Genomic DNA, 18,701 nt, shown 5'->3' with positions numbered 1-18,701 from the left:
GAATGCAAGATAACTATTTGAAAAATAATCAAAAGCACTTTTGAATGTTAACTTAATGTTTTCTAAATCTTGAACACAACAATTTCTCATAACCTTTAGCTAACTTTTTAGTGAACAAGTATTAATCTGTAGTTAACATTGACTTTACAATATGAGAGTTTCTTTGTGCCTAGAATTTTAATAGTCAAAATGAAAAAAATTACATATTTAATAATTGCGTTATTTAGTATTGTTGGTTACTCTCAAACTGGTTCTATTTCTGGGAAAATAACAGATAAAGAATTTAATAATGAGCCTTTAGCATTTGCAAACATATTAATAGCTGGCACATCAACAGGTACCACATCAGATTTTGAAGGTTCATATTCTTTCACAGACTTAGAAGCTGGAAGTTATACTATAGAATTTAGTTTTGTTGGTTATCAAACCCAAAGATTACCTGTTACAGTTACATCTGGACAGACAACTACATTAGATGTTGTAATGGCTGCTAGCGCAGCAGCTTTGGACGAAGTCGTTTTAGAAACAGTTACCACCAAACGCGAAAGTGAAACTGCACTTTTATTAGAACAGAAAAAAGCAGTAGAAATCAAACAAAGTATTGGTGCAGAAGAGTTATCTAGAAAAGGAGTTAGTGATGCAGCTGGAGCTGTTGCTAAAATTTCTGGTGTATCTAAACAAGAAGGCTCTAGTAATGTTTATGTACGTGGTTTAGGAGATAGATATTTAAACACCACAATGAATGGTTTATCCTTACCATCAAATGACGTTAACAAAAAGAATATTGACCTAAATTTATTCTCCTCAGACGTCATACAAAACGTGTCAATAAGTAAAGCATATGCAGCACAATTTTATGGAGATTTCTCAGCTGGAAACGTTGATATCACATCCAAAGAACATAAAGGAGGTACATTTATAGATGCTTTTTCTGGTACAGGATTTAATACTAATGCTATTGACAAAAGTTTTATTAGAAACGAAGGCACTGGATATTTTGGTTATTACGGAAGATATGAACATAATCCATTTGCTGTCATTTTATCTCATGGTGTAGACCCAGAAACTGTTGCCACACCTATAAATGTGTCTTATGGTGCAACTGGTGGTAGCTCTTTTAATTTTGAAAATGGCTCAAGGTTAAGTTTCTTTTTAACGGGTGGATTTGAAAATAATTATGAGTATAGATTAGGTAAAAATGTTGATTTTACCACTGTAGAGAAAAAAGCTTTTGATGTTTCTGAAGAGTATGAGTATTCTACTACTACAACTGCTATGGCTAATGTAAATTATAAATTAAATAGTGATAATGCTATTAGTTTTAATTCTGTATTTATTAATAGCTCTTCTGATGAAGTTGGTTATTATGGTATAGATGGACAAGGAAGAAATAGAGATGCTATAATTGAAACAGATAAGGGTTTTTACCAGCAAAATAGACAGTTTGACCAAACAAGAATGTTTGTTAATCAATTATTAGGTAACCATAAATCAGGAAAATTAGAACTAGATTGGGGATTTGGTTATAACAAGGTTTTTGCAGATCAACCAGACAGAAAGCGTTTTAGCGTAGAAAACTATCAATTTGCGTTGGATAATAACCCTAATACCAACCCGACATTTTACAGTAATGTAGTTTTTGATAACCAACGTTATTTCCAAAAAATTGAAGACGATGAATATAATGGTCGTATTAATCTTACTTACAAAGCCAACGAAAATCTAAAATTAAATTTTGGATATAATGGTCGTCATAAAACTAGACAGTTTAATAATATTAGATATGGTTATGACATTGTAGATAGTGGTTACCAGATTGCAGATGTCAACAATTTTGATTCTGTTTTCAATTTAGAAAACTTGAATCTTAATGACGAATCAAACGGAATATATGAAATCAAAGTTTTAAAACCCTACCCAACATTATCAAATACAAATAGACCAGGTTTATTTGAAAACACATATCAGGGTAAACTAAATATCTATGCTGGATATATTGATGCAGAAATTAAAGCAGGAGACAAATGGTTATTTGTACCTGGAGTGAGAGTAGAGAGTTTTGAACAAAATATTTCTTATGATGTGATTAACTTAGGGAATAGCGGAATAGACACTAAAAGCTCCAATGAAACATTTATACTTCCTAGTTTGAATATTAAATATGCTTTAAATGAAGATCAAAATCTACGTTTTTCAGCCAGTAAAACAGTGTCAACACCAGAGTTTAAAGAAATAGCTCCTTTTGTTTATGAAGATGTTTCAACTAGAATAGGTGGTAATCCTGATGTACTTGGTTATTCAGATATCTTAAATATTGATTTAAAGTATGAGTGGTTTTTTACCAGAAGCGAAATATTTTCTGTAGGTGCTTTTACCAAACAAATAGATAACCCAATAAACTTGGTTGTAGTTGGTGACGCTACAGGAACACAACGCTACGTTAGAACAGGAGATCAAGCAACAATTTATGGATTTGAAGTTGAATTAAGAAAGAATATTTTGGTGGATGAAAATGACAATACCAACTTATCATTTGGTGTTAATGCAACATATATGAATACTAAACAAGATTTATATGAAAATATAGATGGAACTTTTGATTTAGCATTTAATAGAAATGAAGATAATTTACAAGGTGCTTCACCTTTATTATTAAACGCAGATATTAGCTACTCTCCTACTTTTAAAAACTATAAACCAGTAGCAAATTTAGTATTCTCTTATTTCTCTGACCGTATTGATGCATTGGGCTCTGGTGACTTAGGTAACATCGTCGAAAAAAGTGTACCAACATTAGACTTTATTTGGAAAAATTCAATTAACGATAATTTCGAAATTAATTTTAGTGCAAAAAACCTTTTAAACCCAACCATACAATATGTAAGAGAAGATCAAAATCAAGGAGACATATTAGTTGTTTCTGCTAACGGAAAAGGAGTTACAGATTATAAACGAGGACTAAATTTAGGACTTCAACTTAAATATAAATTTTAAAACTAAATACAATTAAAAATAAAAAACAAGAACAATGAAAAAACAATTAATCTTATCGCTAGCATTAGTATCGATGATATTCTCTTGCTCAACAGATGACACTGCGGATATCATAATTAATGATAATAGTGTAATTAACAATTCTTCTGGAGGAGGATCAAATTCAGACACCATATTTTTATCTGGAACTTATACTGAAGATTTAACATTAGATGCTAATAATACTTACAAATTAAATGGTTCGTTAATAATGGCTAGTGGCACTACATTAACCATTCCTGCTTGTATGACAATCCAAGCCTTATCATCAGGAGCTAATGTTTATATTGCCATTTCTCAAGGTGCAAAAATTATAGCCAATGGAACAGCAGATTGCCCAATTGTATTTACTTCTGATGCTTCTAACCCACAAGCTGGAGATTGGGGCGGAATCATTTTGTTAGGTAAAGCTCCAGTAAATTCTGTAACTGGTACAAACACTGCTACTTCAGAAATTGCAAGTTTACCTTATGGTGGTAATATAGCAGATGACAACTCAGGTTCTTTAAATTATGTTCGTGTAGAATATTCTGGAGGAGCTGCAGATGGACAATCTGAAAATAATGGTTTTTCATTTTATGGCGTGGGTAATGGAACAGATGTAAACTATATTCAAGCATATGCTGGTAAAGATGATGGTATAGAGTTTTTTGGAGGTACAGTTAACGTAAATTATATTTCGGTAATAAATGCTGAAGATGATTCGGTTGACTGGACTGAAGGTTTTTCAGGAACTTTAAATCATGTTTACATTTCAAATAGAGTGTCTGATGACAAAGCTATCGAAGCAGATGGATATAATACTGACTTTAGTAATGCGTCTGGTGTGTTCTCTAAGCCTACAGTTAACAACCTTACTATTGTAGGAGAAGGTACTGCAGCGGGACATGCTGAAGCTATTAGACTAAGAGCAGGCACACAAGGTATTTTTACTAATGTACATATAACAGGGTATTTAGAAGCATTTGATTTAGATGATGTGGATACAGGTAATGGTGTAATAAGTAATGATTTACAAGTTACAGGTGTTACTTTTGTAGATATTACTACTAAAGTAAAAAATGATACTACAGTATCCTTTACTGATGCCGATTTTTACACAGGTGAAGGTAATGCTACTACTACAGATTACACAACTTGGGGAACTGGATGGACAGTAAACTAAATTTTAGAGATTATATAAAAAAAGCCTTGCAATTGCAAGGCTTTTTTATTTCTTGTAAGATAAAAATCTAATTACTAGTCGCAACTGGAGATTTAATTTCCCATTCGCTTACACTAGCTATAGTGTTGTTATCATAATCTACTTCTTTTAAAATGGTATCATACCAATAAAACCATTTGCCGACTTTTTTACCATTATCATAATTTGCAGAAACTTGTTTTTTGCCTTCTGTATTAAAACTTAACCATTGTCCTTGAAGTTTTCCATCTAAAGTGTAATAACCAGTTTGGCTTACCACTCCATTGTCATGATAATAAGTCACTTCAATTAAATCAGTTTCTTTATTCAGTTTTAAATCTCTCTCTTGCTGCGCAAAAGAAACCACAGAAATTATTAAGGCAATCGTAAATAAAATTGATTTCTTCATAATTATGGGTTTTAACATTATAACTCAAAGATAAGATTTACATAACATTTAAACAACATTCACGTAACATTAATTTAACATTAAAGCTTTATTTATTTGATTTCCAATTATTTACAACATTTAATTATTATTAATAATTAGATAATATTAACATTACATTAAAATTACTTAAAGTCAAGATATTTGCTATTGTCTATAGACAACACAATTAGTATTTCATATAATCTATTAGTTTTTGTCGACTACATTATTATGATTTCTAATCAGACTGCTTTTGGCCAAAGCAGTCTTTTTTTGTTTCAAAATTAAACATATGGAAACATTAAGTTAACATTAGAGTTGGTTATTTGCAGCGACAAAAACTTATAATTATAATGAAACTTAACATTACTCTTGCACTATTTTTGTGCTCAATTTTTCTAGTAAACGCTCAAGAAATTAGTGACACTTCATTTGGAAAAGGATTAATTAATTTTACAGCCAAAGACAGTTCGTTCAGCGTTAAATTTGCACCACGTTTTCAAGTTAGATCAATATCTTCTTGGGATCATGATGGCAGCCAATATGGTAGTCCGGAGCACAATTTTATTGTACGTCGTGCACGTTTAAAATTTGATGGTTTTGCTTATAGCCCTAAATTAAAATATAAAATAGAATTAGGTTTATCCAACAGAGATATCTCTGGTGCTAATGCTTTTAATCGTAATACACCTCGTTACATCCTTGATGCTGTTATCATGTGGGAGTTTGCAAAAAACTGGGAGCTTTGGGCTGGACAAACTAAACTTCCAGGAAACGTAGAGCGTGTGGTCTCTTCGGCTAATCTTCAATTAATAAATCGTTCGTTATTAAATAGTCGATTTAATATTGATCGTGATTTAGGAATTCAAATTCGTCATAAATCAAATTTAGGAGGTAACTTTTTAATGCGTGAAAAGTTTTCTATCTCTCAAGGTGAAGGTAGAAACGTTACAGAAGGTAACGAAGGTGGATTACAATATACTGCTAGAGTTGAGTTTTTACCATTTGGTGCTTTTAAATCTAAAGGAGATTATAGTCAGTCGGACTTAAAACGCGAGGAAAAACCAAAACTAATGGCTGGTTTTACATACAACTATAATCAAGATGCAGTTAGAGAACGTGGATTTGCAGGAGATTATATGATACGTACTGATGGTACAATTTATGAAACTGACCAGACAACTATTTTTGCTGATGCAATGTTTAAATACCAAGGTTTTTCTTTTATGGGCGAATATGCAAAGCGTACAGCAGACAACGAAATTGCTACAGAAGCTGATGGTGTTACACCAACTGGTGATGTTGTATTAACAGGAAATGCATTAAATTTACAAGCAGGTTATTTGTTTAAAAACAATTACGAAATTGCTGCTAGATTTACAACTGTAGAATACGAATCTATCACTGGAGCGTTACCTACAGACCAATATACAATAGGTGTGAATAAGTTTATAGTAGGACATAAATTAAAGGTACAATCAGATTTAAGCTATACAACGGTTAATGGTAATGAAGATAATATTACCTTTAGACTTGGATTTGATATTCATTTTTAACAAAAAACATAACATTAGGATAACATTCTAATTGAAATCACTTAAGATATTTGCAAACTTATTTTAATTAAAAATTATGGATAATATTTATTTATTTATGTTGATTGCTATAGCTGTTTTAGCGGTATTTGACATTATTGTTGGTGTTAGTAACGATGCCATCAACTTCCTAAACTCGGCAATAGGCTCTAAAGCTTTATCTATGCGAACAATAATGATTGTTGCTAGTTTAGGTATTTTTATTGGTGCTGTATTTTCTAGCGGAATGATGGAAGTGGCTCGAAAAGGAATATTTATTCCAGCTCAGTTTGAATTTGGTGAGATCATGCTCATTTTTATGGCTGTAATGATAACAGACATTTTACTTCTTGACTTCTTTAACACCTTAGGCTTACCAACCTCAACAACGGTGTCTATTGTATTTAATTTATTAGGTGCTGCTGTTGTGATGTCTATTATAAAAATTAATGCACCAGACAGCTCAGAAACATTAGCAGATATTGGAAAGTATATTAATACTGAAACCGCTCTTACTATTATTAGTGGTATTTTATTATCTGTATTTATAGCATTTACTGTTGGAGCAGTTGTACAGTGGGTGTCGCGATTAGTATTCACATTTAACTTTGAGAAAAAAATTAAAAATTTCGGAATTCTTTTTGCTGGAGTAGCTTTAACTGCAATTACTTATTTTATTTTCTTAAAAGGTTTAAAAGGAACTCCATACTACAGTGATTTAAAATCCTTAATAGAAGGAAACGAAATATTTATTATTATTGGAGGTTTTGCATTTTGGACATTATTTTCATTTGTATTTGAAAAACTTGTTAAAAAAACTGCTTTACTTGTCGTTATAGCTATTGGTACATTTGGTTTAGCTTTAGCCTTTTCAGGTAATGACCTAGTAAACTTTATAGGTGTCCCTATGGCAGCTTACCATACTTATGAAGCATGGATAGCAGGTGGAATGGACATTGAAATGCCAATGACTGCATTAAACAAAAAAGTACCTGCAGAACCTTTGTTATTATTTATTGCAGGTGCAATAATGGTATTGACCTTATGGTTTTCTAAAAAGGCAAAAACAGTTGCAGAAACTGAGTTAAGCTTATCACGTCAAGGTGATACACATGAAAAATTTGAGCCTAATGCTTTGTCTAGAGCTGTAGTAAAGTTTTCGTCTTCTATGTCTAAATATTTTGGCGCTATCTTACCACAATCTGTTCAGCAAAAAATAGATAGTAGGTTTGATAAATCTCAGGCTATTGCATTAACCAAAGATCAAAGTATAGACGCACCAGCTTTTGATTTAATTAGAGCTTCTGTTAACTTAATGGTTGCTGGTGTACTAATTGCTATTGCAACATCTTTAAAATTACCATTATCTACAACCTATGTTACTTTTATGGTTGCAATGGGTACTTCTTTAGCAGATAGAGCTTGGGGAGCAGAAAGTGCTGTGTATCGTGTAGCAGGTGTATTAAATGTAATTGCAGGATGGTTTGGTACTGCAATTGGTGCATTTGTAGCAGCAGGATCTGTAGTCTTCTTAATTAACTGGAACCAAGAAGTAATGATTCCTATTTTATTATTAGTTACTGCATTTTTATTATACAGAAACTACAAATCGCACAAAGAATCTTCTAGTAAAGTTATTGAAGAAGACAGTTTAAAAGAAACTGGAAGCAGCTCTGTTCAAGGAGTAATTCATGAAAGTGCTAACAACATTTCTAGTGTTGTAAAACGTGGAAACAGAATATATAGTAATGCCATTAAAGGTTTAGCAAAACAAGATTTAGGATTACTTAAAAAGAATAAAAAACAAATTACTAAGTTATCTCAAGAAGTTGATAGTCTTAGAGATAACATCTTTTATTTTATTAAAAATTTAGATGAAACTAGTTTAAGAGCTAGTAGTTTCTACATTAATATTTTGGGTTACTTGCAAGATATGACTCAATCTTTAGAGTATATTTCTAAAGCCAGTCATAAGCATATTAACAACAATCATAAAAAATTAAAATTTAGCCAAATTAGGGAGCTAAAAGAAGTAGATGATGCTTTAGAGCTTTTATTTAATGATACTAAAAATGCTTTTGATTCGCGTTCTTTTGAGCAAATTGGAGCAATTATTGATCGTAAAAAGGAAATGTTTGATTTAGTGACTTCTAAAATTGTTAAGCAAGTAGCACGTACAAGAACAGAGGAATCTAGTCCTAAAAACACAACCTTATATTTTAGTTTATTATTAGAAACTAAAGATTTATTAAGTGCAACAATGAATCTTTTAGAAGAATACCACAATTCTCATGATAGTTCTGTAGAACCAGCAACTATTCCTGATTCTAATGAATAGATAATACTATTTATAATTTTAAAAAGCCATCTTAATCAAGGTGGCTTTTTTATTTAAAAAAAGGACATCAATATGTAGCCAAGTACTGACCCTAATACAATCACCCAAATTGAACTTAATTTGGTTTTAAACACTAAATAAAAAGCTAATAATGCTATACTTAAAGCTTTCCAATCTACAAGTGTATCTTTTGCCATAATCACCAGTACCGCAAGCATGACAGCAACAGCAGCTACATTTACCGCATCTAAAAAGTAACGGAGTAATTTGGATTGTTGCATTTTAGGGATTAGTGGATTTAATACTAATACAAACAAAAAAGAAGGTAAAAATATTCCTGTTGTTGCAGCTAAAGCACCTGGAAAACCAGATAATTGATAGCCTATAAATGTTGATGTTGATAATACAGGACCAGGTGTAAACTGTCCTACTGCAATAGCATCCAATAATTCCACTCTTGTTAGCCAACCTTTGGTTACTAATTCTGCATCTAAATAAGCAAATAGCACATAACCGCTTCCGTATAAAATAGCACCTACTTTTAAAAAGGTTAAAAACACATTAATGGTAGAAATTTTCAACAAGGACATGCTAATACTTGATACCATAAATACTGGAAAAATGGAGTTAAGACTTTCTAATTTTTTTTCTTTAAAATAAAAATAAAGCATCCCTAACACACCAGCAATTAGCAGAGCGACTACTTCGTTAACACCTAAAAAACTAGCAAGAACTACTAAAATTCCTAAAACTGCTAATTCAAAAGTCTTAATGGCTTTTTTTCCTAATTTAAAAACTGCAGAAGCTATAATAGCTAAAACCGCAGGTTTAATTCCAAAAATAAATGGTGTAACCTCTGGTAAGTTGCCATATTTTACATAGAAGTATGCTAAAATTGCAGTAATAACTATTGCTGGAAAAATAAAAGCAATTCCCGCAACAAATAGTCCCTTTTTACCTGCACGCTCATAACCACAATGCATAGTCATTTCTGTAGAATTTGGTCCAGGAATTAAGTTAGTTGCGCCTATTAAATCTAAAAACTGATGTCTAGTCATCCAACGTCTTTTGGTTACTACTTCATCTTCCATCATAGCTATATGTGCTGCAGGTCCACCAAAAGCAAAACAACCTAACTTAAAAAATACTTGTGCTACTTCTTTAAGTTTACTATCCATCTGTATTAAATTCATAAATTAAAATCCAATGCTAATTTAATTGATTGTTTTGTATTTTAGTCATTAAATCTATTTCCATGAAAACCTTTTGTTCTATAATTCTTTTCATTTTAAGTTTTTATTGTTCTACTGCTCAAACTTTGACAGGTCAAGAGTTATTGGATAAAGCCATAAAATATCATGATCCAAACAACCAATGGAAGACTTTTAATGATACGCTTTTTGTCACAATGGAAACCCCTAAAAACGCAGATAGAGACAGTAAAATTATTATAAATTTACCTAAAGAGTTTTTTTATGTTAAAGCACAAAGAGACACCATTACCACAGAATATACTGTTACTAAAGACACTTGTAAAATTGTGTATAATGGTCGTTCTAAAGTAAGTGACGCATTAGCCAAAGCCAAAAATTTAAATTGCGAAAGAGCAACACTCTACAAAAACTATTACACCTACCTTTATGGTTTACCCATGAAGCTAAAAGATCCTGGAACCACTATTAATCCAAAAGTAGAACAGGTCACATTTAAAGACAAACCCTATTTAAAACTAAAAGTCACTTATGATGCTGCTGTAGGTAAAGATATTTGGTATTTCTATTTTAATCCAAAGACCTATGCTATGGAAGTGTATCAGTTTTTTAAAACAGATGAAGATGGTAACGAAAATCCAGAGAGTGGTGAGTATATTTTACTTTCGGAAACAGAAACCGTAAGTGATATAAAAATACCTAAAGTTAGAGCCTGGTATTATAATAAGGATAATCTGTATTTAGGAACAGATATTTTAAAAAAATAGCACTTTAAAACATCTAAAGTTAGAGTCATGTCGTAAATAAAGTAACTAAAAGTTAATCTATTTATGAAAAAATCATCAATTACACTACTTACACTAGTAGTTCTTTCCTCTTGTGTGTCTAAAAAGAAATACGTCGCCTTAGAACAACAAAATGGCGAAATTAAAAGTCAACTTCAAAAAACTCAAGTCGAAAAAGAAGACTTAGAAGCTAAATTTGCTAAAATTGAAGCTAGAGTAAGCGAATACAATTCCAAAATCAATAGCCTAACTGATGAAGTTGGTGTATTAACTGAAGAAAACCAAGTTAAATTTGATGCTGTAGGTAATAAAGCAGTGATTTCTGAAAAAGCTAAAATTGAAATGCGTAAAACGCTTAGCAAAGTTAATCCAGAGGTCATGAAGTATTATACCACGCTTGAAGACTCTATGAATCTTGCATTATCTTTAAACTTAAAACGTTTTGTGGACACCACAGATTTAGATGAAAGTGATGATATTGCCATTAGTATAGACCAAACTGTTGTTATGATATCTATATCTGATAAAATGCTATTTAATAGTGGTAGTTACCAAATTAGTAAAAAAGCAGATAAAATTTTACAAAAATTAGCAGATGTTATTAATTCTGAACCTAGTTTAGATGTTATGATAGAAGGTCATACAGACTCAAGAAGTATTAGTAATGGTAGAGTTAAAGACAACTGGGATTTAAGCGTGTTACGTGCCACTTCTGTAGTTAGAAAATTACAAAACGACTTTGGTGTCGCACCAGAAAAACTAATAGCATCTGGTAGAAGTAGCTATCAACCGTTAACAGATAATGACACGTCTGATGGTAGAGCTAGAAACAGACGTACACGTATAGTTTTACTTCCAAATATTGACAAGTTTTTTGCGATGATGGCATCTAATTAAATCTTGTTTAACAATCAAAAAAAAGCATCCAGAAATGGATGCTTTTTTTATGACTTCTATTGTTGTATTTTTTACTAATTACCCTTCGCAACTAGTACATTCTTTTTTCTGCTTAAACTTTTGTGCGGCATTAAAGCTATGTTGGTAGTACATAGACTTCACTCCCATTTGCCAAGCAGTCATATAGATATTATTTAAATCTTTGGTTGGCATATCTGGATGCACCATCACATTAATAGACTGACCTTGATCTATAAAGTTTTGTCTACTTGCAGCTTGATACACAACATCTAATTGGTCAATTTCAGAATAGGTTTTAAATACATTTTTTTCATGCTCGGTTAAAAAGTCTAAATGCTGTACCGAACCGTCTCTGTCTCTAATACTTCTCCAAACTTTTGTTGTATTTTTTCCTTTTTCTTCTAATAATTTTTCTAAGAAACTATTCTTAATTGTAGTTTTAATCTTAGCAATGTCCTTAACATAAATATTAGACCAAATTGGTTCTATACCTTGAGAGACTTGGCCTAAAATGAAAGCAGAAGAAGTTGTTGGTGCAATCGCATTAAGAGTTGCATTACGTCTTCCATAACCTTTTAATACTTCTGGCTCTCCGTAAAGCTCTGCTAATTTTTCTGAAGCTTTATAAGATTGCTCTTTAATAGTTTTAAATATCTCGTAATTTAAGTCAAATGCTTCTTTACTATCAAACGATAACATTTTAGATTGTAATAATGAGTGCCATCCTAAAGCACCTAAACCTAACGCTCTGTTTTCTTTAGCAAAGTTATATGCTTTTTCCATAAACCTGAACGTCAACTTATCGTCACGTTCTTCAGAATCTCTATAAACATCTAACTTAGTAATAAATTCTTCCATTACCGCATCTAAGAAAAAGGTCAATACCTCAACAGCATCTGTATCTTTCCACTTGTCGTAATGTAATAAGTTTATTGAAGATAAACAGCAAACAAAAGACCACTTGTCGTTAGATGGTAACATGATTTCTGTACACAAATTACTTGCATAAATTTCCATGTTTTTATCTTTATAAACATCTGCAGCGTTATTATTAGCATTGTCTCTAAACAATATATAAGGATACCCAATCTCTGAACGAGATTGTAATACTTTTGCCCAAATTTCTCGTTTTTCAACATCACCATCTCGCATTTCTTCCATCCATTTGTTACTTACTGTAACACCATGAGTTAACTCTTGTATTGGATTACCTTCAGTACCAATTTGTAAAAACTCACCAATATCTTTATGGTCTATAGGTAAGTAAGGCGAAAAACGTCCTCTTCTAACAGATCCTTGACTTACCACATCAACCATTTTTTCAAATAATTGCATAATATGTACAGATCCTGAAGATTTACCATTGTTTTTTACTGGTGCACCTCTATGACGTAGTTTACCAAAGTATCCTGAAGTACCACCACCTAATTTAGACATCATACCAACTTCAGATTGGGTAAATAAAATATCTCCCATATCGTCTGCTACATGCGACCCAAAACAGCTAATTGGTAAACCTCTTTTTTTCCCGAAGTTAGACCATACTGGTGATGCTAAAGAATAATATCCAGCAGCCATATATTTATAAAACTTATCGGCATAACCTTCAATATTTAAAATACGCTCTGCGTTTTCAGCAATTTCTCTAATACGTTGTTCTGGTGTAATGCCATCTGTTAAGTAGCCTGATTCTAAAAACTTACGACTATTTTCTGTTAACCATTCTATTTCTGGTTGATTACCTATCTCACTTTGGGCTTGTAATGTTTTTTTTCTTGCTTCTACTAAGCCATCTTTTTCATCAGTCTTAGTTGTGTTGGTAAGGGTTTTTTGGATCATAATTAAAATAGGTCTGCGTGAGTTATACTTTTACTTTTTTTAGTGTATGCAATGGATCTTTTTACAAAGAAATCGCCATGTTTGGTTCCAATAATTTCATCATCAAACCATTCGGTTTCTTTTAGTAATGCTTCATCAGTTTCAAACACTTTTTCTAAACCAATTGCTACTAATGATTTATTAAAGCGATCTTTTAAAAATTCGTTTATAACGGTTTTAGGTAAGAAGTCTAGTTCTCCTTTTTCAAAAATCCAATCTACAATCTTGCTTTCTGCTTTAAATGCTTGCTTACACATTTCGGTTGTAGTTATTTTGTATTCTTCACCAAACCACTCTGGATTTTCATCTCTTAAAATTTTAATGACGTCAATACCAAAATCACCATGGATTTGCTCTTCTTTAGAGGTTGCCTCTACGACGTTTGATATTCCTTTTAGTACATTTTTATACTTGTTAAACGCCATAATGATTAAAAACTGTGAGAATAATGACACATGTTCTATAAACAAAGAGAATAAAACAATAGACTCGGCATAATCTTGATTGTTATCACTTTTAGAGTTTTTTAGAGCTGTTTCTAGGTAATGAACACGCTCCATCATTACTGGTTTTTTCTTTAGCTCTTTAAACTCGTTATTAAGGCCTAATACTTCTAGTAAATGCGAATAAGCATCATGATGTCTAACTTCGCTTTCTGAGAAAGTAGAACCTACTGCACCTATTTCTGGCTTTGGCATTTTGTGGTATACATCTCCCCAAAATGTTTTTACAGCAACTTCAATTTGTGAAATGGCTAGCATGGCATTTTTAATTGCGCTTCGCTCTACTTCATTTAAACCTGTTTTAAAATCCTGAATATCACTTGTATAGTTAAATTCTGTATGAATCCAATAAGAATGTCTTATTGCATTTACATATTCGTATAATTGTGGATACTCAAAAGGCTTAAAGTTTACACGTTTTTCAAAAATGTTAGTTTTTCTATTTCTAGCTTGCTCATCTCTATATAAAATATAGGCTTTAGCTACATTAGGAAATGCACTTAACATCAATTTCTCTTCAACAAGATCTTGTACCTGCTCTACAGTTGGTACGTATCTACTATCTTGTTGTTTTCTATCTAACAACGCATCCAATACATTTAAAGAAATTGCAGCAGCATCTTCTTTAGTTCCATTACCCACAGAAATCATAGCTTTTTCTATAGCGTTAGAAATTTTGTTTAAAACAAATGGTGTTGTTTCATAATCTCTTTTAATAATGTGTGTAATCTCCATAATTATTTTAGTTAAGTAGCTTGTTAAGATAAAATGACTCTCATCATTTATAATAACAAATTTGTAATTCTGTAAAACGTGTTATAATTTTCCTTTGAGAGGAATAAAAAAGGGCTTGATTTTTTAAAAAAATAATAGAATTTTTTTTGAGTTTAGCCTTCAACAAAGATTGGCAATTGTACTTAAAAAAGAAAGTGTGTTTGCTAAACGTTGTCAACAAGTTTTTAACAAAGCTGAAAAACCCTTTGTTTTAGGGCATTTTAATAAATTTTATTTAACTGCCTGATTTTCAATAAATTAAAATATAAGATAATCGCTTAGTAGCAATAAAATAAGGGATTTTTGAATGTTAAAATTATTATAAAAAAGTCTTAAAATTGATGATTAAAAAGTCAAAAACATTCAAAAATTTTGACTTAAAATTTTTTATCTTGAAATAAAATTAAATAACAGATAATAAAAATCTTAAACTAAAAAAGTGAGTAGAAATATCTACTCACTTTTTATTAAGTATTAGTTTTACACGATGTGATTCCCTTAGTCACTAATAATGCAAACAGTATTTAACTAAAACTAACTCCTATAAAATTAACTTAATGCATCATACTTGGTTGCCATCAATGTATAATTGGTTAAATAAACTGTATAATTGGTAACACTAGTTATACAAAAAACCAAACCAACCACACAAATCTTATAATTATTAAACTATATAATTTTATCTTTATCTAAAAATTATTTTTATGCTTAAAGCAGTTATAGTAGATGACGAACCAAAAGCCATACAAGGTTTAAAATGGGAATTGGCTAGTTTTAGCGATGATGTACAAGTAATAAATACGTTTTCTAACCCAGAACTAGCATTAAGCTATCTAGAAACCAACCCTACAGATTGTTTGTTTTTGGACATACAAATGCCTAGGATGGACGGTTTTCAGTTTTTAGAAAAATTAAACACAGACGATATTGCTGTTGTTATTACAACTGCTTATGACGAGTATGCTATTAAAGCATTAAAAAATGAAGCTATAGATTATTTACTTAAGCCAATAGATCGAGATGATTTAGCTGAAAGTATTGAAAAAATTAAACGCTTTAAGAAAAGACATTTAGACACGGATAAAATCGAGGATATTTTAATAAATTTTACCAATAACAATAACAAAAAGAAAGTAACTATAAACACAGACGGAAAGTTATTGTTTTTAAATATAGATGATATCCTTTTTGTAGAATCTGACGGTAACTACAGCACTTTGTTTATGACAGATAAACAAAAAATTTTAGTCACAAAAAAACTAAAAGAAATTAACGCTTTACTACCAGAACAGTCATTTTTCAGGATACACAACTCGTTTATAATTAACCTAAGTAAAATTAAAGAATATATTAAAAACGAAGGATACGTCATAATGGAATCCAATCATAAAATCCCAGTTGCAAGACAACGTAAGACTGAGTTTTTAGAAAAATTTTAATTTTTATGAAACCGTATAATCTCCCTTTAAATAACACATCCAAATTAGTAGCTAGCCTCCTAATTTTCTTGTTAAGCACATCTATATTTGCTCAAAACTCCTCGGATTTTTCCAAAACAATAGATAGTCTAATTACGATTAACTATAACACCTATTCTGGAATAGAAGGCGCCATAAGAAGTGAAAAATATGACACTTTAAAAATGCGACTGCTGGAACAGAAAAGTATAGACAGAAATTACATCCCAGGACAAGTATTTGCTAATATCATGCTTGGAAATCAATACAGAAATAAATCTTTATTTGAAAAATCCGAAAGCTTATTAAACAAGGCTCTGACTTTATCTAGAGATTACAATCTAATAGATTTTGAAATTGTTTCCTTAAACATGTTAGGTGTAATTTACCGTAGACAAGCTATTGTAAAAGAAGCTTTAGATTATCATCAAGAAGCTTTAAGGTTAGCCGAATCGCAACCAGAAATTAACGAATCCTATTTAAAAAGTATTGCTGTATCCCATAATAGCATGGGAAATATTTATTTGCTTTTAAAGGAATATGATTTAGCATTAGATCAATTTAATAAGTCCCTAAACATCGAAAAGCAAACCAATAACAAATTAGGATTGGCCATTAATTACAATAACATTGGAATTATCTATGAAGCAGAGGACAGTCTTAATCTAGCATTAAAAAATTATAAAATATCCTTAGACTATAATAACCAAATAAACTCTAAAACCGGAAAGGTTATTAGCAATAATAGCATTGGTACCATTTACTTAAAACAAAACAAACCAGATTTAGCATTACAGACCATTATACCAACTGTGGCTTTAGCAGAAGAGTTACAAGATCAGTTTTATATTGCATGGGCTTACATTAATTTAGGTTGGGCACAAAATGAATTAAACCAGTTACAAAACGCTAAAAAAAATCTTGAAAAAGGACTTAAAGTTGCAGAAGACTACAATTTACAGTCTATGGAAATTGAAGCGAAGCTTCAACTATCTAAACTATTTGAAAAACTAGGAAACACTAATCAAGCTTTACAGTTATATAAAGAAGCTATTACTTTAGATAATGAAATTACAGGCGAAAACAACTCGCAATACGTTAATACACTAAGGATGCGATACGAATCTGAGAAAAAAAATAATCAGATTTTAGAACTTGCTAAGGATAAAGAATTATTAAAAATAAGTCTTGAAAACGGTAAAAAAACAGCTATTTCAACATTATTAGGCTTACTAGTTATTGGTATTGCAGTATTTGCTTTTTACAGACAACGTCGATTAAAAAGTGAGAAACAAATATTAACGCTAGAGCAAGATATGCTTCGCAACCAAATGAATCCGCATTTTATTTTTAACTCTTTAAACTCTATTAAACTGTATATTATTAATAACGAAAAGGAAAATGCAGTATACTACCTAAGCAAGTTTTCTAAATTGATTAGAAAAATATTGATTGCTTCTACAGAAAAAGAAATTACACTTAAAGATGAGCTAGAAACAATGGATTTATATATCAATATTGAAAATATTAGATTTTCTAATCAGATAAATTACAATATTACAGTAGAAGAAACTGTAGATATAGAACACATTAAAATACCCTCTTTAGTTCTTCAACCATTTTTAGAAAACGCCTTATGGCATGGATTGTCTGCTAAAGAAGGTGATAAATTTATAAGCTTAAAAGTTACTAAAACTCAACCCAATTTTATAACAATTAGCATTACAGATAATGGAATTGGTAGAGCTGCTTCCAATAAAATTAAACAAGAAAAATTACTCAAGCAAAAATCTTTAGGAATAGAAATTACTAAACAACGTTTAGAAAACTTCTCTAAAAACTATACAGAAAATTATAGTATGATTATAAACGATTTATATGATGGAGATCTTGCTACTGGTACATGCGTTATATTAAAACTACCAATAATACCTATAGTTAAGCTTAAAACAGCTTAATTATCTGGACATGTTTTTAGCAACTTTTTCTAATTCGGTATACCAATCTTCACCAAATTTTCTAATCAAAGCTTCCTTTACAAATTTGTAGACAGGTACTTGTAACTCTTTACCCAAAGTACAGGCATCATCACAGATTTCCCATTTATCATAGTTTACTGCAGAAAATTCAGAATAATCCTTAACTCTTATAGGATACAGGTGACAGGAGACTGGTTTTTTCCATTCTACTTCTCCTTGATTATAAGCTTCTTCAATACCGCAAAGGGCAGTTTTTTTATCATCAAAAATAACATAAGCACAATCTGCACCATTAATTAAAGGGGTTTCAATGTCATCAAAATCTGTAATAATAGAAGTGCCTTGCGCCTCTATAGCTGCAATACCTTCTTTACGTAAAAAAGGTTTTACCTTAGGATAAATGTCATTTAAAATATGTGCTTCTTCTTTGGTTAATGGTGCACCAGCATCACCATCAATACAACAAGCCCCTTTACATGCAGATAAGTTACACACAAAATCTTTTTCTATAATATCTTCAGACACTATAGTTTTACCCAATTGAAACATACTGTAAGAGTTATTTTTTTGCAAATATAGAGTATAATACTAAAGTAGAAGTAGTTAAATTAAAAAGTAGAAACTTAACTATAGTTTAA

The 18,701-nt window shown here is 31.0% G+C and carries 13 protein-coding genes; 8 read left to right on the top strand and 5 right to left on the bottom strand.

The window, feature by feature from the left end:
• Positions 1 to 189 precede the first annotated feature (189 nt).
• Together LY08_RS06835 and LY08_RS06830 are read left to right on the top strand one after the other, a co-directional pair.
• Positions 190 to 2,994, top strand: a complete 2,805-nt coding sequence (locus LY08_RS06835; RefSeq protein ID WP_111659704.1) for a TonB-dependent receptor — start codon at positions 190 to 192, stop codon at positions 2,992 to 2,994.
• A 34-nt stretch (positions 2,995 to 3,028) separates the two neighbouring features.
• Positions 3,029 to 4,198 carry a multidrug transporter gene (locus LY08_RS06830; protein WP_111659703.1) on the top strand — a complete coding sequence of 390 codons (1,170 nt, stop codon included), beginning with the start codon at positions 3,029 to 3,031 and terminating at the stop codon, positions 4,196 to 4,198.
• Positions 4,199 to 4,265: 67 nt separating this feature from the next.
• On the opposite strand, the gene LY08_RS06825 is transcribed toward LY08_RS06830, so the two are convergent.
• Entirely contained in the window at positions 4,266 to 4,625 is a 360-nt protein-coding gene (locus LY08_RS06825; RefSeq protein WP_111659702.1) for a toxin-antitoxin system YwqK family antitoxin, read from the bottom strand.
• Positions 4,626 to 4,999: 374 nt separating this feature from the next.
• On the opposite strand from LY08_RS06825, the gene LY08_RS06820 reads away from it, so the two are divergent.
• Both LY08_RS06820 and LY08_RS06815 read left to right on the top strand, forming a co-directional pair.
• Positions 5,000 to 6,202: a porin gene (locus LY08_RS06820; protein WP_111659701.1), complete on the top strand. Its 1,203-nt coding sequence runs from the start codon at positions 5,000 to 5,002 to the stop codon at positions 6,200 to 6,202.
• Between the two features lie 76 nt (positions 6,203 to 6,278).
• The gene (locus LY08_RS06815; protein WP_111659700.1) at positions 6,279 to 8,558 is read left to right on the top strand and encodes an inorganic phosphate transporter; all 2,280 of its coding nucleotides are present in this window, start codon (positions 6,279 to 6,281) and stop codon (positions 8,556 to 8,558) included.
• Positions 8,559 to 8,611: 53 nt separating this feature from the next.
• Here the strand turns inward: LY08_RS06815 and chrA are convergent, their stop codons facing one another.
• Positions 8,612 to 9,751 (bottom strand): chromate efflux transporter, encoded by a 1,140-nt coding sequence (gene chrA, locus LY08_RS06810; protein WP_170120604.1) that lies wholly within the window; start codon positions 9,749 to 9,751, stop codon positions 8,612 to 8,614.
• Between the two features lie 62 nt (positions 9,752 to 9,813).
• On the opposite strand from chrA, the gene LY08_RS06805 reads away from it, so the two are divergent.
• Positions 9,814 to 10,536, top strand: a complete 723-nt coding sequence (locus tag LY08_RS06805) for a DUF6503 family protein (RefSeq protein WP_111659698.1) — start codon at positions 9,814 to 9,816, stop codon at positions 10,534 to 10,536.
• Between the two features lie 63 nt (positions 10,537 to 10,599).
• The gene (locus LY08_RS06800; RefSeq protein WP_111659697.1) at positions 10,600 to 11,451 is read left to right on the top strand and encodes an OmpA/MotB family protein; all 852 of its coding nucleotides are present in this window, start codon (positions 10,600 to 10,602) and stop codon (positions 11,449 to 11,451) included.
• A 78-nt stretch (positions 11,452 to 11,529) separates the two neighbouring features.
• Here the strand turns inward: LY08_RS06800 and LY08_RS06795 are convergent, their stop codons facing one another.
• Positions 11,530 to 13,311, bottom strand: coding sequence for a ribonucleoside-diphosphate reductase subunit alpha (locus tag LY08_RS06795; RefSeq protein ID WP_111659696.1), 1,782 nt, complete (start codon positions 13,309 to 13,311; stop codon positions 11,530 to 11,532).
• Between the two features lie 2 nt (positions 13,312 to 13,313).
• The gene (locus tag LY08_RS06790; RefSeq protein ID WP_111659695.1) at positions 13,314 to 14,588 is read right to left on the bottom strand and encodes a ribonucleotide-diphosphate reductase subunit beta; all 1,275 of its coding nucleotides are present in this window, start codon (positions 14,586 to 14,588) and stop codon (positions 13,314 to 13,316) included.
• A 743-nt stretch (positions 14,589 to 15,331) separates the two neighbouring features.
• Between LY08_RS06790 and LY08_RS06785 the strand changes: the two genes are divergently transcribed.
• Positions 15,332 to 16,066 carry a LytR/AlgR family response regulator transcription factor gene (locus tag LY08_RS06785; protein ID WP_111659694.1) on the top strand — a complete coding sequence of 245 codons (735 nt, stop codon included), beginning with the start codon at positions 15,332 to 15,334 and terminating at the stop codon, positions 16,064 to 16,066.
• A gap of 5 nt (positions 16,067 to 16,071) precedes the next feature.
• A complete protein-coding gene (locus LY08_RS06780) occupies positions 16,072 to 18,042 on the top strand; it encodes a tetratricopeptide repeat-containing sensor histidine kinase (RefSeq protein WP_111659693.1) in 1,971 nt (656 codons plus the stop codon).
• Here LY08_RS06780 and LY08_RS06775 read toward each other — a convergent pair whose 3' ends face one another.
• Positions 18,043 to 18,612, bottom strand: coding sequence for a DUF3109 family protein (locus LY08_RS06775; protein ID WP_111659692.1), 570 nt, complete (start codon positions 18,610 to 18,612; stop codon positions 18,043 to 18,045).
• Positions 18,613 to 18,701: the final 89 nt, after the last annotated feature.

The sequence above is a fragment of the Olleya aquimaris genome, from assembly GCF_003259525.1.
Lineage (GTDB): Bacteria > Bacteroidota > Bacteroidia > Flavobacteriales > Flavobacteriaceae > Olleya > Olleya aquimaris.
The sequence above is the reverse complement of the archived record's forward strand: the minus strand, read 5'-3'. Positions and strand labels throughout refer to the sequence as shown.

Coding starts and splice junctions, on each gene's coding strand:
- LY08_RS06835 (WP_111659704.1), top strand. CDS start 190: ATGAAAAAAATTACATATTTAATAATTGCGTTATTTAGTATTGTTGGT.
- LY08_RS06830 (WP_111659703.1), top strand. CDS start 3,029: ATGAAAAAACAATTAATCTTATCGCTAGCATTAGTATCGATGATATTC.
- LY08_RS06825 (WP_111659702.1), bottom strand. CDS start 4,625: ATGAAGAAATCAATTTTATTTACGATTGCCTTAATAATTTCTGTGGTT.
- LY08_RS06820 (WP_111659701.1), top strand. CDS start 5,000: ATGAAACTTAACATTACTCTTGCACTATTTTTGTGCTCAATTTTTCTA.
- LY08_RS06815 (WP_111659700.1), top strand. CDS start 6,279: ATGGATAATATTTATTTATTTATGTTGATTGCTATAGCTGTTTTAGCG.
- chrA (WP_170120604.1), bottom strand. CDS start 9,751: ATGAATTTAATACAGATGGATAGTAAACTTAAAGAAGTAGCACAAGTA.
- LY08_RS06805 (WP_111659698.1), top strand. CDS start 9,814: ATGAAAACCTTTTGTTCTATAATTCTTTTCATTTTAAGTTTTTATTGT.
- LY08_RS06800 (WP_111659697.1), top strand. CDS start 10,600: ATGAAAAAATCATCAATTACACTACTTACACTAGTAGTTCTTTCCTCT.
- LY08_RS06795 (WP_111659696.1), bottom strand. CDS start 13,311: ATGATCCAAAAAACCCTTACCAACACAACTAAGACTGATGAAAAAGAT.
- LY08_RS06790 (WP_111659695.1), bottom strand. CDS start 14,588: ATGGAGATTACACACATTATTAAAAGAGATTATGAAACAACACCATTT.
- LY08_RS06785 (WP_111659694.1), top strand. CDS start 15,332: ATGCTTAAAGCAGTTATAGTAGATGACGAACCAAAAGCCATACAAGGT.
- LY08_RS06780 (WP_111659693.1), top strand. CDS start 16,072: ATGAAACCGTATAATCTCCCTTTAAATAACACATCCAAATTAGTAGCT.
- LY08_RS06775 (WP_111659692.1), bottom strand. CDS start 18,612: ATGTTTCAATTGGGTAAAACTATAGTGTCTGAAGATATTATAGAAAAA.